At 71.5% G+C, this 21,118-nt stretch carries 30 protein-coding genes; 7 read left to right on the top strand and 23 right to left on the bottom strand.

Annotated features, from left to right (window positions below):
• Position 1: 1 nt before the first annotated feature.
• The 6 genes from PVK37_RS26595 (at position 2) to PVK37_RS26620 (ending at position 3,426) form a co-directional block, all read left to right on the top strand.
• On the top strand, positions 2–328 hold the full coding sequence (locus PVK37_RS26595) for a hypothetical protein (protein ID WP_275030558.1): 327 nt from the start codon (positions 2–4) through the stop codon (positions 326–328).
• 274 nt (positions 329–602) lie between these two features.
• The gene (locus PVK37_RS26600; protein ID WP_275030559.1) at positions 603–1,451 is read left to right on the top strand and encodes a peptidoglycan recognition protein family protein; all 849 of its coding nucleotides are present in this window, start codon (positions 603–605) and stop codon (positions 1,449–1,451) included.
• A 31-nt stretch (positions 1,452–1,482) separates the two neighbouring features.
• Positions 1,483–1,812, top strand: coding sequence for a hypothetical protein (locus tag PVK37_RS26605; RefSeq protein ID WP_275030560.1), 330 nt, complete (start codon positions 1,483–1,485; stop codon positions 1,810–1,812).
• 43 nt (positions 1,813–1,855) lie between these two features.
• The gene (locus PVK37_RS26610; RefSeq protein WP_275030561.1) at positions 1,856–2,377 is read left to right on the top strand and encodes a hypothetical protein; all 522 of its coding nucleotides are present in this window, start codon (positions 1,856–1,858) and stop codon (positions 2,375–2,377) included.
• Positions 2,378–2,399: 22 nt separating this feature from the next.
• Positions 2,400–2,723, top strand: a complete 324-nt coding sequence (locus PVK37_RS26615) for a hypothetical protein (RefSeq protein ID WP_275030562.1) — start codon at positions 2,400–2,402, stop codon at positions 2,721–2,723.
• 229 nt (positions 2,724–2,952) lie between these two features.
• Entirely contained in the window at positions 2,953–3,426 is a 474-nt protein-coding gene (locus PVK37_RS26620) for a hypothetical protein (RefSeq protein WP_275030563.1), read from the top strand.
• A 248-nt stretch (positions 3,427–3,674) separates the two neighbouring features.
• On the opposite strand, the gene PVK37_RS26625 is transcribed toward PVK37_RS26620, so the two are convergent.
• The 18 genes from PVK37_RS26625 to PVK37_RS26710 all read right to left on the bottom strand — a co-directional run bounded on the left by PVK37_RS26625 (position 3,675) and on the right by PVK37_RS26710 (position 15,179).
• Complete coding sequence (locus PVK37_RS26625) at positions 3,675–3,905, bottom strand: hypothetical protein (RefSeq protein ID WP_275030564.1); 231 nt, start codon at positions 3,903–3,905, stop codon at positions 3,675–3,677.
• 44 nt (positions 3,906–3,949) lie between these two features.
• Positions 3,950–4,300, bottom strand: coding sequence for a hypothetical protein (locus PVK37_RS26630; RefSeq protein WP_275030565.1), 351 nt, complete (start codon positions 4,298–4,300; stop codon positions 3,950–3,952).
• Between the two features lie 9 nt (positions 4,301–4,309).
• Positions 4,310–4,741, bottom strand: coding sequence for a hypothetical protein (locus tag PVK37_RS26635; protein WP_275030566.1), 432 nt, complete (start codon positions 4,739–4,741; stop codon positions 4,310–4,312).
• Positions 4,741–5,001: a hypothetical protein gene (locus PVK37_RS26640; protein ID WP_275030567.1), complete on the bottom strand. Its 261-nt coding sequence runs from the start codon at positions 4,999–5,001 to the stop codon at positions 4,741–4,743. Before PVK37_RS26640 ends, PVK37_RS26635 begins: the two co-directional genes overlap by 1 nt.
• 5 nt (positions 5,002–5,006) lie before the next feature.
• On the bottom strand, positions 5,007–5,549 hold the full coding sequence (locus PVK37_RS26645; protein ID WP_275030568.1) for a hypothetical protein: 543 nt from the start codon (positions 5,547–5,549) through the stop codon (positions 5,007–5,009).
• The gene (locus PVK37_RS26650) at positions 5,546–6,328 is read right to left on the bottom strand and encodes a hypothetical protein (protein ID WP_275030569.1); all 783 of its coding nucleotides are present in this window, start codon (positions 6,326–6,328) and stop codon (positions 5,546–5,548) included. Before PVK37_RS26650 ends, PVK37_RS26645 begins: the two co-directional genes overlap by 4 nt.
• Positions 6,329–6,335: 7 nt before the next feature.
• Positions 6,336–7,253: a PKD domain-containing protein gene (locus tag PVK37_RS26655; protein WP_275030570.1), complete on the bottom strand. Its 918-nt coding sequence runs from the start codon at positions 7,251–7,253 to the stop codon at positions 6,336–6,338.
• 152 nt (positions 7,254–7,405) lie between these two features.
• Positions 7,406–7,789, bottom strand: a complete 384-nt coding sequence (locus PVK37_RS26660) for a hypothetical protein (protein WP_275030571.1) — start codon at positions 7,787–7,789, stop codon at positions 7,406–7,408.
• 84 nt (positions 7,790–7,873) lie between these two features.
• Positions 7,874–8,158, bottom strand: a complete 285-nt coding sequence (locus PVK37_RS26665; RefSeq protein ID WP_275030572.1) for a hypothetical protein — start codon at positions 8,156–8,158, stop codon at positions 7,874–7,876.
• Positions 8,158–8,586, bottom strand: coding sequence for a hypothetical protein (locus tag PVK37_RS26670; protein ID WP_275030573.1), 429 nt, complete (start codon positions 8,584–8,586; stop codon positions 8,158–8,160). Before PVK37_RS26670 ends, PVK37_RS26665 begins: the two co-directional genes overlap by 1 nt.
• Positions 8,583–9,086 carry a hypothetical protein gene (locus PVK37_RS26675; RefSeq protein WP_275030574.1) on the bottom strand — a complete coding sequence of 168 codons (504 nt, stop codon included), beginning with the start codon at positions 9,084–9,086 and terminating at the stop codon, positions 8,583–8,585. Before PVK37_RS26675 ends, PVK37_RS26670 begins: the two co-directional genes overlap by 4 nt.
• Entirely contained in the window at positions 9,083–9,607 is a 525-nt protein-coding gene (locus PVK37_RS26680) for a hypothetical protein (RefSeq protein WP_275030575.1), read from the bottom strand. The genes PVK37_RS26675 and PVK37_RS26680 overlap by 4 nt, the downstream gene beginning before the upstream one ends.
• Positions 9,608–9,752: 145 nt before the next feature.
• Positions 9,753–10,142, bottom strand: coding sequence for a hypothetical protein (locus tag PVK37_RS26685; RefSeq protein WP_275030576.1), 390 nt, complete (start codon positions 10,140–10,142; stop codon positions 9,753–9,755).
• Positions 10,143–10,244: 102 nt separating this feature from the next.
• Entirely contained in the window at positions 10,245–11,246 is a 1,002-nt protein-coding gene (locus PVK37_RS26690) for an N-6 DNA methylase (RefSeq protein WP_275030577.1), read from the bottom strand.
• A 266-nt stretch (positions 11,247–11,512) separates the two neighbouring features.
• Positions 11,513–11,839: a hypothetical protein gene (locus PVK37_RS26695; protein ID WP_275030578.1), complete on the bottom strand. Its 327-nt coding sequence runs from the start codon at positions 11,837–11,839 to the stop codon at positions 11,513–11,515.
• Positions 11,840–12,221: 382 nt separating this feature from the next.
• Complete coding sequence (locus PVK37_RS26700) at positions 12,222–12,635, bottom strand: hypothetical protein (RefSeq protein WP_275030579.1); 414 nt, start codon at positions 12,633–12,635, stop codon at positions 12,222–12,224.
• Positions 12,636–12,643: 8 nt separating this feature from the next.
• Complete coding sequence (locus PVK37_RS26705; protein ID WP_275030580.1) at positions 12,644–13,471, bottom strand: hypothetical protein; 828 nt, start codon at positions 13,469–13,471, stop codon at positions 12,644–12,646.
• A gap of 61 nt (positions 13,472–13,532) precedes the next feature.
• Entirely contained in the window at positions 13,533–15,179 is a 1,647-nt protein-coding gene (locus PVK37_RS26710; RefSeq protein ID WP_275030581.1) for a major capsid protein, read from the bottom strand.
• A gap of 210 nt (positions 15,180–15,389) precedes the next feature.
• Here PVK37_RS26710 and PVK37_RS26715 point away from each other — a divergent pair, with 210 nt between their 5' ends.
• Positions 15,390–16,382: a DUF4238 domain-containing protein gene (locus PVK37_RS26715; RefSeq protein WP_275030582.1), complete on the top strand. Its 993-nt coding sequence runs from the start codon at positions 15,390–15,392 to the stop codon at positions 16,380–16,382.
• Here PVK37_RS26715 and PVK37_RS26720 read toward each other — a convergent pair.
• The 5 genes from PVK37_RS26720 to PVK37_RS26740 are packed head-to-tail and all read right to left on the bottom strand — an operon-like array spanning position 16,372 to position 21,115.
• Positions 16,372–16,530 (bottom strand): hypothetical protein, encoded by a 159-nt coding sequence (locus PVK37_RS26720; protein WP_275030583.1) that lies wholly within the window; start codon positions 16,528–16,530, stop codon positions 16,372–16,374. The genes PVK37_RS26715 and PVK37_RS26720 overlap by 11 nt on opposite strands.
• Positions 16,531–16,541: 11 nt before the next feature.
• A complete protein-coding gene (locus PVK37_RS26725; protein ID WP_275030584.1) occupies positions 16,542–18,740 on the bottom strand; it encodes a phage head morphogenesis protein in 2,199 nt (732 codons plus the stop codon).
• A 2-nt stretch (positions 18,741–18,742) separates the two neighbouring features.
• Entirely contained in the window at positions 18,743–19,012 is a 270-nt protein-coding gene (locus tag PVK37_RS26730; RefSeq protein WP_275030585.1) for a hypothetical protein, read from the bottom strand.
• Positions 19,005–19,232, bottom strand: coding sequence for a hypothetical protein (locus PVK37_RS26735; protein ID WP_275030586.1), 228 nt, complete (start codon positions 19,230–19,232; stop codon positions 19,005–19,007). Before PVK37_RS26735 ends, PVK37_RS26730 begins: the two co-directional genes overlap by 8 nt.
• Positions 19,229–21,115 (bottom strand): hypothetical protein, encoded by a 1,887-nt coding sequence (locus PVK37_RS26740; RefSeq protein WP_275030587.1) that lies wholly within the window; start codon positions 21,113–21,115, stop codon positions 19,229–19,231. Before PVK37_RS26740 ends, PVK37_RS26735 begins: the two co-directional genes overlap by 4 nt.
• Between the last annotated feature and the right edge of the window lie 3 nt (positions 21,116–21,118).

Consider the following 21,118-nt stretch of genomic DNA (forward strand, 5'->3'; position numbering starts at 1 on the left):
GATGACCACCACCAATGACCCGTACCTGCTGCGCCGCCTGCTGTGGTGCGGGCCCTGCGAGGTGCACTTCGTCTGCATCAACAAGGCCGAGTTCGACCCGCAGAAGCAGGCCCACGTCCCGAAGCGCCACTACAAGTGCCCCCTCGGCTGCCGCCGCGAACTCCTTTCCGCCGAGGCCATCGAGTCGCAGGCGTGGACCGAGGCCGAGCGACGCGCCACCATCAGCGACATACAGCCGCCCTGCCGCCAGTCGGTGCTGGAGATGCTGCTGGTCAAGGTCGTCATCGGCCGCACCTTCGCCGATGTCGAGTTCACCTGGCTCACATAGACCCCCGCCGGTCATCGCACCCGCGCAGCATCACGCGGTGGCCGGCGGGCCTCAACCCCGCGCGACGTCGTCCCCCCAGGCGGCGTCGCGCGGAGAGCGGACCCCGTTGCCGACTGTTGCGGGCGGCGACCGGATCCACTCACCCAGGGCGGGCGCGTCGGCCAGGCACCGACGCGCCCGCCCCATCTATTTCCGGCCCCTGACCGTCGTCCCGGCCGGCTACCGTATGGACCGTCCCCCGACAGCTCGATCACTGCTGCCGGGAGGACATTCAGTGGACATCATCAGCCGCGCCGAATGGGGCGCCCGCCCGCCGGAACACCGCGACACCGTGCCCTGGTCCAAGCGGACCGTCTTCATGGGCCACTACTCCGCCGCCAGCGCCACGCAGACGCCCCGCGAGATCCAGGACTACCACATGCGGGTCAAAGGCTGGAGCGACATCGGCTACAACTTCCTGATCAACTCGATCACCGGCGACCTCTTCGAGGGCCGCGGCTGGACGACACTGGGCGCGCACTGCGCCGGCCACAACACCGAGGCCATCGGCGTCTGCGTCATCGGCACCGACAAGGCCGGCCGCCAGGACGTCTCCGACGCCGCCCGCCGCGCATTCAAGTGGCTCTACGAGGAGGCCAACGACCGCAAGGGCCGCAAGCTGACCCTGCTGGGCCACCGGGATCGTGGGGCCACGAAGTGCCCCGGAGACGAGATCTACACCTGGCTCAAGGCGGGCCTACCGATCGTCGGCGGGACGCCCACCCCGAAGCCACCGGCCGCCGGCAAACCCGCCCCGGGAACCCCGATCGCCTTCCCCCTGCCGAGTGGCTGGTACTTCGGCCCGGCGTCCGGCCCGGACTACTCCGTCTCCGGTCGGCACGAGCGCTACTTCAAGGGTCGGACCGACCGGGCCTGGCTGCGCGAGTGGGCAACCCAGCTCAGCCGCCGGGGCTGGTCGGTCGGCAAGGGCCGCACCTGGCTCGACCAGCACGGCAACGACGGCGTCTACGGCCCCGAGTACCGCGCCCTGGCGATCGCGTTCCAGAAGGACCAGGACCTCCGGCAGGACGGCCTGATCGGCGTCAACACCTGGAACGCCGCGTTCCGCAACCCGGTGCGCTGAGCACCAGCCAGTCCGATGAGGGGGCAGGTAGGTGTGGCTGGGCGTACAGATCGTCCGGGCCGCCGGCGGCGACGTCTCCGGCCTCACCGTCGCGGTCGCGGCCCTGGCGGTCGTGGCGACGGTCGCCACCGCGCTGCTCGGATTCCGGGGCACCCTGCGCACCGTCGAGGTGCAGCGGGAAGCCGCCTACGGCAAGCGGGTCGACGAGCGGCTGGCCCGGCTGGAGGAGCGCAACCTGTTCCTGGAGTCGGAGCTGGCCCGCTACCGGGAGATGTACACCCAGCTGCGGCTGGACGTCATCGCCCACGGCCTCGACCCCGACGCGATGGGCGGGAGGGCGAGCTTTGACGAGGCGCCGTGAGCCCCGGCCGTACGGGCTACTGACCGACCGGCCGGGGGTTGTCGTGCACAACCCCCGGCGGCAGCTCGCCAAACTCCTCACCCTCTACGCCGCGCTGCCGCTGGTCTGCGCGGCGGCCGCGGCGTACATCGCCGTCACCCTCGCCAACGCCACGATGGACCGGCGGATCGACGCGCTGGAGCAGGACCAGGCCCAGCGACGCTCGGCGGCAGCGGCCGAGGCCCGTGCGAGGGACGCACGGCTGGGGCTGGAGCAGACCCGCCGGGACCTGTGCGTGGCCCTGGACCGGCTGGCACCCCGAGACAGGCCCGTGCAGGAACTGCGCTGGCGGTACCGCTGCACCGCCCCGGAACCGGCCCCGTCCCCGACCGCCACTCCCACGCCGGACGCCGGACGCACGGCACCAGGGCGGCCGGGCGCATCCCGCCCGATGCCAGTCCCCGGCCCTACCCGACCGGCGGGCCCAACCGGGCCACCCGGCTCCCCTGGCTCCCCCGCTCCCACGCCGACACCCCGGCCCAGCCCGGTGCTGATCTGCGTGCCGCTGCTCGACCTGTGTGTATAACCCACCGAGGAGGGACACACCCATGACCGACCCGAGGCAGACCCCCGCCCCCAGCACCCAGAACCGCTACCCGTGGCGGGCTGTCGCTCGCACCGTCTTCGCCGCCGTCGTCGCGCTGCTGTCGCTCTTGCCGACCATCGCCGCCGTCGCCGGCGTTGACGCCGTGCCGCTCGTCGCCCAGGCCATCGCCGTGGCGGCCGCGGTGACCCGCGTTCTCGCCATCCCCGGCGTCGACGCCTTCCTCCGCCAGTACCTGCCGTTCCTGGCGTCCGCTCCCGCCGACGAGCTTCCACCGGCACCGCAGCTCTCCCCTACCGGCGCCCGCAGTGCCAAGCGGCACCCATAAAACGTGCCCACAGCGCCGCAGACGGTCGTACAGCACAGCCCGAGGGCAGTCTGGACGAGTGGCTATCGGCGGTTCTGACGGCCGTTTGGCGGCTCCGTCTCGTGTACTCCACCCCACTCATGAAGAAAATCTTGAGTAGCAGCATGGAGACGATCTTGACTGCTATTTAAGCTAACGGCAGGCAAGGCAGCTAGCTGCCGCAAATTTGTCCACCTGAGAAGGAGAGCCTATGAAACGCACCCTGATCGCGTTGATCGCAACCTCAGGACTGATTCTTGGCCTACCCGCCAGCGCGAGCGCGCACGACACCAATGACTGGGCCCACATCTCCTCTATACCGTCGGGGTACGGCTACGTCGGGTACGCCGAAAGCCAGGTTGGCGGCGTGTACCAGCGGGTCACTATGTGGCGCGACAATTACAATGTACTCGTGCTGCAGGCGTACGCGTCCGACACCGAGGAGGACGGATACTGCGGATCCGTTCAGATCACCTACGAAACGCCTACCTCGGGCGGAGGATGGTCAGGACACTATCACACTCGCGGCTTCGGCATTACCGACTGCACGACCAATGGCGCCGGGGTCTACTACCGGTATGCGTTAAGCACAACCCGGTTCCGTAACGTGTATGCGCGTGCGTGCCACTCTGATCCCGCCGCCAATATCATCCACTGCGAATCGAACTGGCACGGACCTATCTGAGCATGGATTTGCTCGTGCCTGTCGTCAAGAGAGCACAGCCGGTTGCTCCGCTCGTGCTCCACACCAGCCGCGGCTATGCCCCACAACAGGCGCAGATCAATTGCCCGAACGATCTTGCGAGCTACCGTGGCGGCCGTGCGAACTGGGATGAAGTACTGCCGGAACCCGAGCACCACGTTCCGGGGCGACAGCTTCCGTAGCTGACCCGCGCACGGAGGAGGGCGGCCCCCGCACCGGGCCGCCCTCCTCTATCTCGACGCCGCGCGCTGCATCCCGCCCAGCGCGCGGGCGAACGACTCGTCCGTCTCCTCGTCGGACCACTCCTCGCGGCCCTCCAGGTCAGCCGAGGCCGGCGGCGTCTCCAACGCCTGCCGGAACTTCGCCACGTCCTTCTCCGTGCCGCTCTCCACCCACCAGGCGTAGATCACGTCCAGCAGCGACGGCAGTGGCAGGTCCAGCGGCTCCCGGCCGGTCCGCATCAGCAGCGTCCCGTGGAACTCGGGCCAGCGTTTGACCGCCAGGGTCAGGAGGCGCTGCCCGACCCAATAGGGCGGCCGGACCACTCCTCGCACACGTGGGTGAAGATCCCCATCGCGTCGGTGAAGTCGAACTCGTCCTCCGTGTTCAGCAGCCGCCGCCGGAACACCGCCAGGCTCGCCGGGTCCAGCGTCTGCTCGAAGAAATCGAGCACCGCCGCCACCTGGTCGGCCTCCGTGCGGCTCGACGAGGCCGCCGCCATTAGGTACGCCAGCTGCGCATCCTTCGGCGCCCGGCACACCATCTCCACACCGTCCAGCTTGAAGGGCACGTCGGGCAGCTTCTTGCCGTCGCCCTGCTTCGCCACCTTCGCGCTGGTCGTGAACTCGCGCATCATGCTTCCTCCCTATGAGCGGACGAGCCGGAACCCCGCCGGCACCGCCACCTCTTCCATCGCCTCGCGCAGCCACGGCTGCGCCCGCGTCCCCGGGTGATGCACCACCGTCGTGAACACCACCTGGCCGCCCGTCTCGAACCGCAGCACGCCGCCTGGCCGCCGGGGCCGGATCACGTGCGCCGCGGTGCCGTCATGGACGGCCGCCGCGTACTCGACGTTGTTCTCGACGAACCCGTACACCTGGCCCGACCGCACGCCGACCTCCTCGCGGTGCGCCGCCCGCAGTCGGCCCGTGTCCACCGGGCACTTGAGCACCGCCCGGGTCCGCACCTTCCGGGCCACGCTGCGGACGAACCGCAGCACCGGCCCGGTCGGGCCGGTCAGCAGCTGGCGCACCTCGCCGGCGAACAGGTCGACGCGCGGCTTGACCACGAGCGCCATCAGCGGCGCGCCCGCCGGGGCTTGCCGTCGCCCTCGGCTTCGGCCGGCGGCGGGGGCGTCGGCGTGGGCTGTGTCGTGTCCGGCGGCTCCAGGTCCACGGTGGCCGCCTGCTCGGCCTCTTCGCCCTCCAGCACCTGGTAGCGGCCAGCCTCGACGAGCTTCGCCAGCCGCGGCCCCCACTCCACGTGCAGCACCGCGCCGTCCGCGACGCCCGGCATCGCCGTCAGCGCCTTCACCGTCACCTTCTGGCCCTTGCGCATCGGCCTCACTCCTCGCACACGCAGATGTTCGTCATCACCGCGACCAGGACCTCCTGGCCGACGCAGCCGCCGGACGGGCCGACGCTCGACTGCTCCCCGATCCACAACGCCTCGACCTGCTGGAGCTTCTGCAGCTCGCACAGCACCGTCCGCCGGATCCGGCCGGCGTCGTCGGCCAGCTCGGCGGCGCTGCACTCAAGCTGCGCCGCCGTCGGCGGGTTGCCGGCGTCGTCGGGGCTCGGCGCGCACCGGGCGGTGCCTGCGCCCAGCTCCACCGCCCAGAACGCGCCCGGGTCGGCACCCTCATCGAGCGGGGTGCCCCGCCCGCCGGGGAACTCCTCCGGCAGCACCGGGTACGTCCGCACGATCCGCACCCACGCCTGCCCGTCGCAGCACGAGTCGATCGCCACGTCCCGGCCGGGCACCACCGCCACCACGGCCGGGGTGCCTCCGAGCGCCCCGGTCAGCGCGACGCCGATCAGCTCCCGCAGCCGCACCGCCACCGGCCACGCCACATCGTCCTGCGGCTCGGCCACCGGCTCCGTCACGACGTCCTCCTTCGTCCACGATCGAGGTCCGGCGACCACACCACTGAGTCGCGGGGCAGCCGGTACGGGTTCACCACCCGCAGCCACTGGTCGACCTCCGGCAACCCGGTCATCCCGTCACGGGCAAGCTGTGCCGGGTCGACGAACGTCTGCTGCACGCCCTGGCGCACCACCGACTGCACCCGCCTCGGCAGCCGGCACGTCGTGTCCGCGACCATCGCCTTGGCCATCTCGCAGGCGAGCGCGCCGGCCGCGACCTTCCCGCCCTCCGGCACCGGCACCCCGCGCTGGTAGGTGACCGCCCACGCGCCCGGCTGGTCGTCTGCCACCGTCAGGTCCTGCCGCGTCGGCCAGCTGCCCCCGTCGATCCGGACCAGCCACCGCCGGTCGTACACCGCGTACGACCCGGCCGGCAGCTCCTCGCCGTCGACGAGCACCCGGCTGACGGCGTGGATCGGACCGGGCAGGCTCAGCTCCCGCCCGGCCGGCCCGCACGCGCACGCTCCCACCGGGCAGCCGCAGAACGTCACCGCAAAGCTTCCCCCGTACGGCAGGTCCAGCCACGACTCCCAACGCCGCCACGCCTCGCCGTCGCCGCGCCGCACCGGCCGCACCGTCGAAGGGCACACGCCGAACCGGCGGCCGGACAGCGCCCACAGGACTTCCGTCGCCAGGTCCGTGGCCGCCGTCCGGATCGCCTCGTCGTGCTGGTCCCAGCCCTTGCAGTACGCCGCGTTCAACGGCCAGTCGCACGGGCCGGTCCGCACCGGCTGCGTCACCGCCGCCTCAGACTGCCGGCGCGACGAACGACTTGAACCGCTGCGCCCCGCTCGCCGTGTGCGTGACCGTGATGAGATACGTTCCGGCGGTCGCGTACTGGTGGCTGACTGTGGCGTCCTCGGCGGGCCCCGCCGACGACGCCCCGTCGCCCCAATCCACCGTGTACGTGTTGTCCGGCGCGGCCGGCACGAACGTCGCCGTGAACAGCGCCGTCATGTCCGTCGCGTCCGACGGGTCCGCGGTCAGGGTGCCGTCCGGCGGCCGCGCGGTCAGCCCGCACGTAGGCGCGGGCGGCGGCAGCAGGGTCCAGTCGAGGTGGAGCAGGTCCTGGTCGCCCATCGGGTCCAGCAGCGGCCCGACGCCCGTCGACCGCAGGTAGACGTCGTACGGCCCGACGTCCCAGCCCGGGTTCTCGATCGCCTTGCCGGTCAAGGTGAACGAGGCCGCCCCGTTCTCGATCGTGAAGTCCCCGATTTGTCCGTCGATGATCTGCGGGAGCAGGAAGTAGCCGAACCTCGGCCGCTGCACCGCCCCGGACAGGCACTTCTTGAGCTGCGTGCCCGACCACACCTCCAGCGCCACCGCGCTGTTGAGGTTCACCGCCGACGTGACCCGCATGCCGGTCGCGTTGCCGTCCTCGTCGAGCACCACCGGCATCCCGGTGAACAGCGTGTACAGCTCCGGGTCGACCCGCCCGCAGGTCACCGTCACGTTGTACAGCTTGATCCGCCGCCGGGCCGGCTCGTACACCAGCGGGTCGCCGTTGGCGTCCTTCTGGTCGATCTCCTCGCCGTCGTCGACCTCGGCCGCGTACTCGACCGAGACGAAGCCCTTCGACGTGACGTGGACCGGCCATCCTCCGGCGCCCAGGACCGGGTCGCCGCACACCCCGAGCTTCGTGGCCCGGAGCATCTTCCCCTTCACCGGGGTATCGCACACTGCTGGCATCAGGCATCCCTCAATAACGAGAGTCCATGCCCGGCCCGCAGCCAGCGGCGAATACCCCGTCAGCGTAGCCGAGAGGGCGCTGGCCCCGGGTGGGACCAGCGCCCTCGTCGACGAGCTGGTGGACCGTGCTACCGCTGCGCAGACGGGTGGTTGCCGAGCACCAGGTCGCGAACCAGCGTCTCGATCCGCTCGGCGTCGCCATGCGGCACCCGGAACGAGATCGTCGTCGCGCCGGCCACCACCGCCACGGCGGTGTGCAGGCCGTCGCGCTGCGAGGCGACCGACTGCACCGCCCGCATGGCAAGCATCTGCCGGCCCTGCTCCTTGAACCGCGGGCGGCACGCCGGGATCAGCAGCGACAGCGCGACTGTGTAGATCGCCAGGATCACCAGCAGCACGTTCGCCACCGTCGTGCGCCCCGGCTTGCTCCACTCGATACGGTCCGGCCAGATCACCACCCGCGCGTTGCGTCCCGCGACGTGACTCTCGAACGCCGCCAACGGCTGCTCCATCGTGCTTCCTCCACAGTGAACGGGGCCGCTCCCCCTGGGTGCGGCCCCGATACTCTCACGGCTGGCACAGCGCCAGCCCTCCCGTCACAGCTGTCGGCCGTCGATCACCTCGACCTCCCTGCCCAGCTTGGCGGCCAGCGCCCGCAACGCGGGCTCCGCCTCGTCCCACGCGGGCCCGTCGAGCACGTGGATGGTGCGGTGGTCACCCTTGACCGTCGTCACCATCACCGCCCGGTCGACGTCGAGGGCCACACCGCTGCGCTCGCAGAAGATCGCCCGCATCACGGCCTGCCGCAGGAACTCCCTGTCGAGGTAACGGTCCCGCTCCTCGTCGCTGTCGGCCATCAACGCCCGCAACACGTCGCCCATCAGTATCTCCCGGCTGGGGCGTGCGACGCGAACCACGGTGCCGTGGACGGCACGGGCGGGGCCGCGAACGGCGGCGGCGTGCTTTCCTCGTCGATCCGGTCGAGGCAGCTGGGGCACCAGACGTCGGGCACCGGGCCCTGCGCCAGGTCGACCGGCGTCCGTGCCACCCTCCCGCAGCCGCCCGCGCACGACAGCCGCAGGAGCCGAGGCAACCGCATCCCCAGCAGCATCATGCCGCGCGGCACCAGCGTCTCCCTCGGCTGGCCACCGTGGCGCGGTCGGATCACCAGGTTGACGCAGGTCGGGAAGTCGACCACCGGCTGCACGTCGAAGATTTCCACCAGCTGCCCGAACAGCAGCACCTCGTCGCGGCGGTGCAGCGACTCCGCCCGGACCACGTTTTCGTGTCCCTCCATCGCAGCGGTCACGCCGCCGCCTCCTCTCGCTCCAGCCAGGACAGCCTGGCCTCTACGTCGATCACCAGCTGTGTCGTCAGCCCGGCCCACACGTCGGCCGGCAGGGTCGCCAGGTGGTGCCACCGGCCGCCGTGCGAGGCGTAGACGTGCAGCGCCTCCAGCCCGTGCTCCCACAGGTACGCCCACGCCGGCTCGGTCGGGCGCTCAGCGGGCAGGCTGCCGAAGTGGGTCATCCCGGTTTCGGCCATCGGCCAGGCGCGGCCCACGCCGCTGACGAAGGCCCACTCGGCGGTGCTTGCCTCGGCGACCGGGTGCGGCCACTCCGAGTTGGCCAGGACCGACCAGTCTCGGTGCAGCAGCTCCTCGACCATCCGGAACGTGTCCCCCAGGAACTTCCGCTGCCACATCAGCCAGAGCTGGGCGAGGGTCCAGCTCGGCTGGCCCTCCAGGTCGACCGGCCGCGCCCGGTAGTCCCTGCCACCGGGGGCGAGCTGCCCCACCAGCGCCTTCATCGCGCACCCTCCCTGAAGGCGGCCCGAACCGCCGCCATGTACTGGCGGTAGCCCGACGCCTGCCACTGCACGGCGTAGCCCGCCTTCTGGACATCCAGCAGGTCCAGCTGTGTCAGGCTCGGCAGTTCGCCCACCGACCAGCACGCCCACGCCCGCCACCGCTTCGGGCCGCGCTCGGGGAGCACTCCCAGGTAGACGTGCAGTCGGTGGGCGCCGAACAGGTATGCCCACTCGCGGTCACCCGCCGGCGTCTCGGCGATGTTGCCGACCTGCGGCTCGCGGCCCTCGGAGGGCACGCCGACCAGGCGGCCGGTCGGCCCGGTGGCCGGCAGGGCGTACAGCCGCGACCAGTCGGAGTGCAGCAGCGTCGCCACCGCCGTCTCCGCGTTGTGGTCGCACAGGTCGTGCAGCAGCACCGACAGTGCCGGGACGACCATCGTCGGGCAGCCGTCGTGCTGGACGTGCCGCGCCAGGTACGTGCCGTCGGCACCTTCGATGCCGACCAGCGCGCGTAGACCCATGGTTACCTCCACGTGAACCGGGTCTTGCTCGGACAGTTACCTTGCTCTGTCCGGCCGCAATCGTCAACTGTGACCGGACAGCCAGAGCCGTCTAGGGACTCCGCACCGGGGCCGGGCGCACCGCCCAGCCCCGACTGCGCAGCCACTAGCCGCGCTCGACCACCTCACCCGACGCCAGGCGGGCCACCCCGACGAACTCGGACGGACCGTGCTCCCGCTTCTCCCACACGCCCGCCACGTCCCGGTGCAGCCGGAAGCCCGCGCGCTTCAGCGCCTCCAGGACGTCGCACCCGACGCCGAGTCCGTCGGCCGCACGCACCTCGACGTGCACCTCAAACACCTCCTCCGCCGGCCGCGCGTCGCACTCGTCGACCGGCTCGTCCGAGTGCGGGCACGTCGGCTGGTGCGGGTCGGCGACGTGCTCCCCGCAGTGCTTGCAGCAGAGTTCGTCGTCGTTGCAGGCACCGAACGGCTCACACTCGATTACCGCTCGCCCACCTTGCTGGATCGCGCTCTTGCCCATCTCAACCTCCACGTGAATCAGGGCAGGGTGTACACATTCATTGTATGCGATCAGCCCTCTTGTGTACAGGTTTTATGTATGCTAGGGGCTGTGTAGCAGGTCACACAGGGCCGGTCAGAACAGCCGAGCCTGCCGGTAGACCGCCTCGGCGTCGAACGTCGACGAGGCCGGTGCGGGCGGGGGCGGGGGCGGGGGCGGCTTCGGCTGCGCCCGCCGCAGGTGCGCGCTCAGCGGGTCCTCCGGGTGTGGCAGGTCGAGCAGCCGCCGCACCCCCGCGATCTGCCTGGCCACCTGCCACGCACGCTCCATCTCGTCGATCGCCACCTGGCGGACCCGCAGCGCCTCATGCATCCAGTCGTTCAGCAACCCGTCGCCGCAGCCGACGACCACCCGCCAGCCCAGCCCCCACAGGTGCAGGTTCACCGCGCACAGCGCCGCCGCCAGCGGGTCCAGGTCGTTCGCCCACCACTCGCACGTCGTCGGGTCGAGACCGTCCTCCCGCATCGCCTGCGCCGCGCCGAGCAGCATCGTGCCCGTGCCCGCACACGGCTCCAGGACCCTCTGGCCTTCCTTCGGCGTGTTCATCCGGCCCAGCAGTAGCGTCACGCTCTCCGGCGTCAGGAACTGGCCGATTCCGTTCCGCGCGCCCCGGCTCTTCATCGTCTGGAGCAGCATCCCGAGCAGGTCCGTGTCGCCCCAGCCGTCCGGCCCGAACCGCTCGAACACGCCGCGCCGCAGCGCCGCCTGGCCGACCGCGTGGATCGCCCGCAACACCGTCTCGTCCTGCTCCTCGTCGATCCACGACCACAGGTGGATCGTCCGCGGGTTCAGGTCCGGCCGCAGCGCCGCGAACTCGCACCACAGCCGCTGGATCAGCAGCCCGAAGCCCTCGTGGTCCAGGCGCTCCGCCGCCTCGCCCAGCCGGTCCAGCTGCTCCGGGCCCGGCGCCTCCCGCGCCACCAGCGCCAAGGCGGCTACCACCGACATCGGCACCTCGATCCGCGAGCCGCCGTACCGGCCGTGCCACGCCTCGTCGACCGCCTCCGCGATCGACCGCGCGTGCTCCCTCGGGTCACTCGGCACGGCTTTCGCGCGCCGCGCCATCGTCGTCCTCATGCTCTTCCTCCACGTGAACCCCGGCGACCTCCCGCCGGCTGGAATGGGAGCGCCCCCCGCAGCCATCGGCTACGGGGGGCGCTCGGTCAGGTCAGCGTCGGCCGCCGCACCCGGCGTGGCCACAGCCACCGCAGAACCCGCCGCTGTTGCACGCGCACGGGCACGGGCGGACCCGCTTCGCCGCCTTCTTCATCTCGTTCACCTCCCCTCGCCCTCTGTCGGCCCGGAACGCGCCGGCCGGGAATTCCCGGCCGGCGCGCATCGGTTCAGCTCGCCCGGCCGGCCTTCACGCTCTCGGCGGCGAACGCCAGGGCCGTCCGCCGCTCGGCCACCTTCATGAGCGCCGCGTCGACCGCCGCCGCCTTGCCGCTCACGGCGGCCAGCAGGTCGCCGCGCACCGACGTCCGCAGGTCGCCCGACTTCGCGGCCACCACCGCGTTCTCGGTCGCCACGGTGAGCTCGGCGGTGTGCCGCTCCAGCTCCCGCTCGGCCTCGGCCACCCACGCCGCCATCCGGGCGACCATCCCGAACGGCTCGGCACCCTCGGCCTCCACGCCGAACTCGGCGAGCAGCTCCTTGATCCGGTTCTCCATTTCCCTGCCCTCTTTCTGTGTTGAGGTCGCTTGCTGTACATATTCATTGTATGCAAATGACACTCCCCCGTACAAATTTTATGTACGCCCCAGGCTGTGTAGCGCGCCACACAAGCCCCACCACCCGCGCCCCTTGAGCACGAGAAACGCCGCCCGCCGCCACCCACCACCCGCGCCCCTTGAGCACGAGAAGCGCCTTGCCGCCGCCCCACCGCTCGCCGCTCGCCGCCGACAGCCGCCCACCCCCCGGGATAGGAAAAGGGGAGCCGCCGGCTTTCCGACCCCGACCACCCAGCCCCGAGGCGCAGACACAAAAAAGCCGCCCCACCTGGCACGGGGAAGCAACCAGGTGGGGCGGCGAGTCCGAGGCTGGGGTCTACGGTCAGCGGCTCCGCGAGGAACGCGACCGCGACGCCTTCGGCGGCGGCTGGGAGGCTCCCTCCGCCTCGGCGTCCGCCTCGGACACGTCGGCCCCGGCATCGGCCGACTTGCTCTCCTCGCCGGCACCCGCCGCCGGCTTCGATTCCGGCTCGGACGTCGGCTCGGGCTCGGGCTCGGGCTCCGGCCCGCGGGTCAGCCCCGGCGTCTCGACGTCGCCCTCCTCCCTGAGGTCGACGACGTCGTACCCGTCGACCACCTCCCGGGCCAGGTCCTCAGGCACGTCGAACGCCAGCCCGATCGGCCCGTCGCTCGTCGTCCGCACCTCGTCGTGCCGCTCCTCGCCGGCCGCGTCGAGCAGCTGCCGCGCGAGGGCCTGCGCGTCCGCGCGGTCGTTCGGGTAGATCAGCGGTGCCATGTCTCCTCCTACGCCGGCACGCCCGGCAGCTTGACCTTTACCGCCGCCACCACGCAGCTCCACCCGACTGTGTAGAACCGCTGGGCGACCGCGAACACCTCGTTGTCCTTGCGGTCCAGGGCCTCGGGCAGCTTCGGCAGGAACACCGCCGACCGCCGCACCATCACCGGCCCGGTCCCGTACAGCCACGCCTCACCGGCCCCCGGTGCCGCGCCGCCCGGACCGACGCCGGTCGTCTGCGCGAACACGATCGGGTTGCCCAGCGGCCCTACCAGCCGCGGGCCCTCGATCCGCGACTGGCCCTTCTCCGCGAACCACCCGCCTGTCCAGCGCGGCGCCCACAGCACGCCGAGCACGCCGGCCCGGTCGCCGATGCGCGCCTCCAGCAGGCCGACCCCCGTCTCCAGCGGCACCGGCGTCACGTCGGACCCGGCCAGCACCTCCGTGCCGGCGTCCGCCAGGTACACCTCGGTGTCGCCCTCGCCGGTCCACACGTAGTGCTCCAGCGACTGCTGCTCCACCGCGCCGAGAGCTCGCCGGGCGCGCTCCAGCAGATCCGGCCGGGCCACCGACCGGCCGGTCAGCCCGGCGTACAGCCGGATCACGCCCGCCTTGACGCTCGGCACGCCGTCCGGCAGCACCATCGTCGCCCGGTCTGGATCGGACGCCGCGGCGATGTTCGTCGGCGCCGGAGCGTCCACGCACAGCGGCTCCCACTCGACGCCGGCCTGAAACTCGCGCTGGTCGGCGGGGTCGACCACCGCCGCCGCCGAGAACAGCCCGTACCGGTACGGCGTCGTAGCTGGGGCGTCCACGTACACCAGGGGCTGAGTCACCCGTCACCTCCTCCAGGGTGAGGGCCGCGCCGCCAGGACGCGGCCCTCTGGAACGGGTAGCTCAGGCCGCCGCGCAGTCGAACGCGACGGTGCTGCCGGTGACGCCCGTCGGGCACAGCGGCACGCTCACCTTGTAGGACACGTAGCACCGCTTCACCAGCAGCGTCGCCTGCTCGGTGAACAGCGCGATGTACTCGTTGTCCTTCAGCTTCGTGCTGTCGTAGACCGCCGACAGGTCGATGATCGGCTTGCTGCCCTTCACCCACGTGCCCGGTGCGTAGATCAGGAAATCGACCGTGCCCGGCCACTGGCCCGGGGCCGTGGTGCCGCCGAAGCCGTTGCCGCCCGCGTCGGCGTACCCATCCTGCCAGTCGTAGACGAACTGCGGCCGCAGGTGCCGCCGGGTGAACCACGCCGTGATCTGCTCGTCGGTCACGTCGAGATAGTTCACCCCGGCCCGGCGCGACATGTCCGCCCGGATCCAGTCGATCAGCCACAGCGGCGCGACGCACTCCAGCAGTTGCCGGCGGCCCAACCGGTACCGGTACCGGTAGTCCGTTGCCGCCAGGGAAATCGCGCCAAGCAGCGCCGTCGTCGTCTCGTCGCCGTCGATGTCGCCCCCGAGGGTCAGCGCGAACTGCGTCGACTGGCCCGGAACGTTGGCCATCCGCTGGATCAGCCGGGCGTTGATCTTGTGCTCATGGGCGGTCAGCGCCCGCCGCACCACGTCCCGGGTCAGCTCGGGCCACACCGCGTTCTGCACGATGTCCTGCTCGATCTGTACCCCGTCCACCTCGAGGCGCGTCTCGGTCCAGTTCACCGTCGGCACCCGGTACGAGGACTTGTCAACCCCCGCAGTGCTGTCGGCCTCGGTCTGCACGAAGCCGATCCCCGAATACATGTCACGGAAGTCGAGGTTGGCCGGCACCTTGATACCGCCGCCGCGCGGGATCGTGATGCCCGGAAGGTCCAGCAGACCCTCGGTCGTCTCCAAGCCCTCGCACAGCTCCCACAGCGTCTCCGACGGGGCACCCCATCCGCCGGCCGCGACGAGGTTGCCGCCTGACAGCCGCGACTCCGACGCGGCCAGATCCACCAGCTCCATGTCGGTCAGACCCCTGCCCCCGGCGACAAGCGCCTGGTTAACGGGCAGCTCCACCCGAGCCACGTTCTGCTTGATGCGGGTCGCGACCCCCACCCCACGGGGGAAGCCGGCGAACTTGTCGTCGAACGCCGACGCGACCTCCGACACGGAGGAGAACACGTGACCGTGCGGCACGTTCGGCACGTCCGCCGCCGCCTTGATGACCGCTGACTTGCCGGTGCTGGCCACCTTCGGCTTCGACTGACGTCGGGCCGCTCGGCGAGCCAGTGACGCGACGACCGGCGTCGGCTGCTGCTGCGCCGGCTCCTCGGCCGGCGCCTCCTCGGTTGACGTCTCCTCAGCCGGCTCCTCCTCGGCTTCGCCGCCGTTGCCCTCGTCACCGTCGCCATCGCCGCCCTCCGGAGCGCCGTGCACCGTCGCGGTTAGGTCGTCCAGCTCGGAGGCGACCTGCTCCGCCGCCTGCTCGATCCGCGCCTGTTCGGTACGCATCGACTGAACGAACGCGGCCAGCTCCCGCAGCCGGGCCAGGCCGTCGGCGTCCAGGGCCGGGTCGTCGCGGAGAGCATCGAACGCCGCGACGGCCTGGTTCTCCAGCTCGGTCAACGCGTCGAGGTCGAGCCCGTCGAGGCTCGAAGGGATCTGAAAGTCCACCGTCGGCTCCTCAGCACGGTAGGGATCTCATCCCCGACCGGCCCGCAGCCAGCATCGGCGGTACAGCCACAGCGTAGCCCGCCGCTGCGGTGCATGTCGCCCGGCGGGCACCCCCGCCTCGGCGCTCCGAATCCGCTGGCCAGCTGCCGTAGCCTTGAAGACGTGGCGGGCAAGGACAAGTTGCGGCGCCGGCATCACATCGTGCCGCGGTTCTACCTTCAACGGTTCGCAGACCAGCGAGGGCTACTCAGGCGCATCGTGCTACCCGGCGACGTCCGCCACTCTGTCTCTGTCACGGACGCTACAGTGGCCAAAGACTTCTACCTCGTTGAGGAGGAGGACGGCAGCCGCACCGACCGGGTGGAGCAGCTGCTCGGCGACTTCGAGACCGAGGCCGCAGATGCGTTCCGCACGGTCGTCGACAGCCAGGTATGGCCAATCCCGGACGACGCGCGGCTCGCCATCGCTTGTTGGGCGGCCTTCCAGATTCTCCGCACCACAGTGCAGCGGCAATCCGGCGCGGAGCTCGCCGACATGCTGTTCAAGCTACAGATGGGCGCTGGCGGCAAACCCCAGCTCCGCAGCATGCTGCGCAAGAACCTCAATCGGGAGCCTACCGAGGCAGAGGTCGAGGAGCTCTGGACGAAGGTCAGTGACTTCGACTCCTACGCCGTCGCGCCCCATCCGAATTCCCACATCAAGACGATGCTGGATCTGATGCCCAGGGCAGCGTACTCGTTTTATGAGCGAGGCTGGAGCCTGATCCGCTGGAAGCGCAAGGCCCTCGCAACGAGCGATCATCCGGTTGTCCTGGTGGCCGATCCGGATCGACCACAGTGGTCCGGCGTGGGGCTGCGGACAGCCGGTGCCATCCTCGTGCCGCTCGACCGCCGCGCTGCACTCTGGATGGAAGCGCCAGAGGCAGCCGACGAGCAACTACCCGGGACTACAGCCATGGCCCACGTTTACAACTGGTTGATCGTCGGCCAGGCCCACAAGGCCCTATTCCACCATCCTGACGACGATCCACTCGCCGGCATCGACCTGCCACAGCCGCGCGGCAGGCTCATGGGAGGCTATGAACAGGTCAAGGGCTTCGTTTATCCGGACGGCATGCCTCCTATCTCGGCGGGTGATGACCTCCCTACTTCTTGACGAGCCGAATCGTCCCGCCGCCGCCCTTGCGCACGTCGGCGATCTCCGCATCCGTCTTCGACCCGTACTCGCCGCCGGTCCGGCCGTCCCCGTAGGACAGCACCCACACCGTCGCGCCCCGGCGCCGCGCGCCGCAGTTGCAGCCCACTGCTTCCTCCCCTACTCCCCATGCACCTCGGCGGACAGCGCCGCCACCAGCGTCCTTCGGTCCCGGCCGATCGACGCGGCAATCCGCTCGGCCACCGCCGCGTTCACGGCACGCTGTCGCTCGGCGGCGAACCCGGCGGCCACCGCCCGCCGCACCGCCGCCTCGAAGGCGGCCGGCGACAGCGGCGCCTCCGGCCGCCGGCCTTCCGAGTCGGACGGCTTCCAGCCCGCCCAGCCCGAAGCGACCATCGCGTACGCCCGCCCGCCCGACGAGCGGCCCCGCACCACCGGGAAGCCGCCGACGTTGACGCACAGCGCCGCGACGAGGTGTCGCGCGCCGCCGATCCACCGCCAGTCCCCCGACAGGGGCGACCGGCGCAGCAACTGCACCTGCTCCTCGGTGGCCTCCGGCACCAGCGACCCCGCGACCCACGTGCCGTGGGCGTCCCGCCCGGCCCGCACCACGGCGACCTGCGTGCCGGTGTCGTCGTAGTGCTCCACGGCGGCCGCCGCGCTGGCGGACAGGTCGGCGTGCCCGGTGCTGGCCGTGATGTGCCCGACCGCGACCAGCTCCCCCTCGGCGGTCTGGATCTCCGGCCGGTGGAACCAGTCGAAGCCGCCCTCGTCCGGCGGCAGCACGCACTGCCCGCCGGTCAGGAACGACAGGTGGCAATCCCGGTCGGCGAGGTGCCCGAACACCCGCCCGTCCGCGGTGACCGTGATCGGCGTCAGCTCGGCCAGGCCCGGGTCGTCGAACCAGGCGCGCGGCGGGTACAGCGGCGCGACCTGCTTCTTCGTCGCCACGCCGGCCGCGGTGACCGGCTCTTCCTCCTTTTCCTCCTCATCGGAGGGCACGTCGTCGGCCGGCTCCTCGTCGTCGACCAGCTCCAGCTTTGCGTCGGGGAACGCCTGCGTGCCGACGAGCGTCACCGCCATCACCCGGCCCTTGGTCACCATAATGTACGGCTCCTCGCCGGCCTTCATGAAGGCTTCCCACTCCTCGTCGGACATCTCCTCGATCGGGGTGCCCTTCTCGTCGGTGAACATGAACTCGAAGTCGTCCAGGTCCACGCTCGGGAACAGCACCCCGGCGCGCAGCAGCTCCAGGGCCTCGCCCAGCTCCGGCACCGCGTCGATGAAGTCGCCCGCCCCGCTCAGCTTGCTCTTCTGCACCTCGCCGGCGGTGATCCGGCCGATCGTCACCGCGCCCTCGTGTCCGGGGGCGTCCTCGCGCGCCCACCGCAGCGGCAGCGGCAGGTCGCGGAACGACCACTCGCCGTCCGCCGCGAAGATCCGCCGGTCACCCGACCTGGCACCCAGCGGCGCCAGCGTCCCCTTCCACGTCGCCATCTGCTTGCCACCCTTCGCGGCTGCCGCCGCCGTCACCGTGATATCCAGCCCGGTCGCCCGGTCGCGCCGGGGCCACGGGTGCTTCGGGACCACAGGCAGGGGCTCGTCGGCCTCCACCTCGATCATCGTGCAGCGGCAGTTCACCGTCTGCCCCGGCGGCGCGGTCGGGTCGCCCGGGAACCGCATCGGCACCCCGCCGACCATGAACACCCCGTCCAGGGCGACGCGCTGCCCGTCGGCGTCCCGGTGGTCGTCCCGGGTCCGCTCGTCGTGCGTGGACACCCACACCTTGTCCAGCTTCTCGTCCAGCGCCTGCTCGGCGGTCAACCAGGCCGTCAGGGTTCCCGCGTTGTACGCGCCGATCGTCTCGGTCCGGGCGATCGTCACCACCCGGTCGTCCCACGACCGCTCCCCCAGGATCGCCTCGATCGCGTCACGGATCTGCGGGATGCTCGCGCCCTCGGCGGTCAGCTCGGCGACCGCCGCCGTGACCTCCTGCCACGCACTGTCGGGCACGCCCTGGAGCCGGTTGGGCAGGGACGCCAGGTACTCGTCCTTCATCTGCGCGACCCTCAGCAGCTCCAGGTCGCCGCCCGCGTCGCGGACTCCCTCAAGGAACGTCTGCTCGACGGCGGGCCGCAGGTGTGCCGTCATCGCCTCGAACCACGCCTGCCCGGCACCGGCGAGCGCCGACGGGTCGGGCGGCAGCAGCGCTGCGGTGACCGGCAGGGTCACGGTCCGGGCGTCGCGCAGCCAGGCGCGCAGGGCGGCCCGCGCCGCCCGCAGCACCCGGCGCTCGGCGGCCACCACCCGCGCCTCGTGGTCGAGGCGCAGCGGCAGCCAACGGTCCGGCTCGGCCACGGTCAGCCGTCCGCCAGCTGTTCGGGCGGCGGGTCGGTCGGCGCCGGTCCGACGGACGGCAGCGCGGCGACCACCTGAATCCGGGTGCCGGTGACCTGCACGCCGCCGTCGGGCAGACCCATAGGCAGTCCGGCCGGGCTCCGCACCAGCCGATAGATCGTCAGCGTGTCCTCCGTCCAGTCGAGCCGCACGAAGTCCTCGTCGATGACGATGGACAGTTCCGCGAACACCTCGCGCAGCTGGGTCAGGCTCACGCTTTCCGGGTCAGGCATTGCTCCTCCTGCTCTCCTGGTGTCGCGCCACGTCGGCCGGGTCGCACACGTGGCCGGCGTCGGTCAGCGGCGGCTGGTCGCCCTCCCACAGGTCGCCCCACCAGCCGCAGGTGCGGCACATCGTCCAGCGCAGCTGCTCGCAGCCCTTGCCGCGCCCGGACCGCCGGCATGCGTGCCCATGGGCCTCCACCAGGTCCGGCACGAGGGCGGCGGCGCTCATGCCGGCACCAGCTCCCCGGCGACGGTCTGGGCCAGGTGGTCGTGCAGCTCGGCGACGTCGTGCCGCGTCCCGGTGACCAGCAGCCCGCCGACGTAGGTGGCCAGGGCGGCGGTCAGCTTCTCCGGGTCGACGTCGAGCTTCGTGGCCACCGCCGGCACGGCCGCCCACGCGCCTTCCAGCAGCCGGGGCACCGACGTCGGCGTGGACTGGCGCACCGTGTGGTACTCCCACGCCTTCAACCCGCTGTGGCGGTACCGCTCCCGGCCCAGCACCCGCTTGCCGGCGATCTCAAGCGCCCGCAGCGCCAGGACCTCGCACGCGGCGAGGAACGGCGCGGTGATCGGCCCGGCCGCCGACGCGGCGACGGCCGCCCGCTCAGGCGGGCCGCGATTCTCGGTGTCGCCCGGCGGCGGCTCCTCCGTCGTCGGCTCCTCCTCGGCCGGCGGCGGCTCGTCGCCGCCGGGCGGCAGCTCGGCCGGCTGTGGCGGCGGCTTCAACGCCTCCGGGTCCAGGTCGACGCTGACCCCGGCGACTTCCAGCAGCCGAGTCACGAGCAGCGGCCCGGCTGCCGGCACCGTTCGGATGATCTCCAGCAGCCGGCGCAGCTCGCGCTCCTGGTCGGTCGGCTTGTCGTGCTCGCCGAAGCCCGTCTCCCGGCGCAGCGCGTCGCCGGAGAGCTCGCCGAGGCCGAACAGGTCCTTCGCGTCGGCGCCCTTGTCCGGCGTCTGCGTCAGCTCGCTGGTGTCGTACCAGACGATCCACCGCCGGGGGTCGGCGACGCCCTGCGCGCCTTCCAGTGCCGGCCACAGCATCTGCTCGGTGAGCGCCGCGCAGAACAGCTCCAGCTTCGACTCGACGTGGTACTTGATGGTCGCCTCGTCGGTCATCCAGGCACCCCAGTGGTTCGCCTGGGTCATACCCAGCAACATCTCCGGCGGGGCGTCCAGGCCAAGGGCTAGCCGCCGGATCGCCCCGTCGAGCATTGCCGGCACCGCGCTGCTCAGCTCGGTGGCGAACGACAGCAGCCGGGCCTTCTCCAGGTGCTCGGCGGGGCCCTGCACGACGATCGGCACGAGGGCGGCCACGCTGTCACGGTCCTTCACCGCGGTGGTCATCGCCTCGGTCAGAGTGGACAGGAACGACGTCACCCCGTCCTCGGCGTCCTCCTCCTGTTCGGGCGCAACGAAGCTCAACTCGTTGGGCAGCAGCAGGATACCCGCGCCGGCCAACCGGGAGTCGATCTGCGACTGCACGTACTGCGTCAGCCGCTCAATCAGCCGCAGCACCCGCCGGTTGCTCTGCACCTGGCTCGACGGCAGGGCGTGCCGGCGGGGACTCGGCACCCAAATCCGCACGATCACCGTCTCCTCCGGCTCCAGCTCGCGCGCCCCGTCGCCCTGGTCGAGCACGTACTTCCCGGCCCGCTCGGTCAGCTCCTCCACCGACGCGATGAACCACCGCTCCCGGTCCGTGGCCTTGCCTTCGGCGTCGCGTTCCGGCTCGCCGATCAGGTAGCACTCGCCGGGCACGCCGAGCTGTATGCCGGCGTCGCGCAGCAGCTCGACCTGGGTGCTGGGGCCGCCGAGGAACGTCTCGTTGACGCCGGCCGGCGCCTGGTCGGGCGTCTCCATCGGACGGCCTTGGTCGTCGACTTGCGTGATGTACAGCCGAGCGCGGCCCATCGCCTTGGCGATCAGGTCGACCAGGAACGCGAACTCGCCGCACTCCTCGTAGTGCCGCCACGCCTCGTCCTGCCACTGCTGCTTGGTGACCTTGCGCAGGCTGCCGCTGGAGTCGTAGCGCATCTTCGCCGCCGAGGCGACCACGGCCGTTGCCTTGCCGACCTCACTGTCGACGTTCGGCTTCGTGCCCCACCACGCCATGCA

Origin of the sequence: Micromonospora cathayae (assembly GCF_028993575.1) — a bacterium.
Lineage (GTDB): Bacteria > Actinomycetota > Actinomycetes > Mycobacteriales > Micromonosporaceae > Micromonospora > Micromonospora cathayae.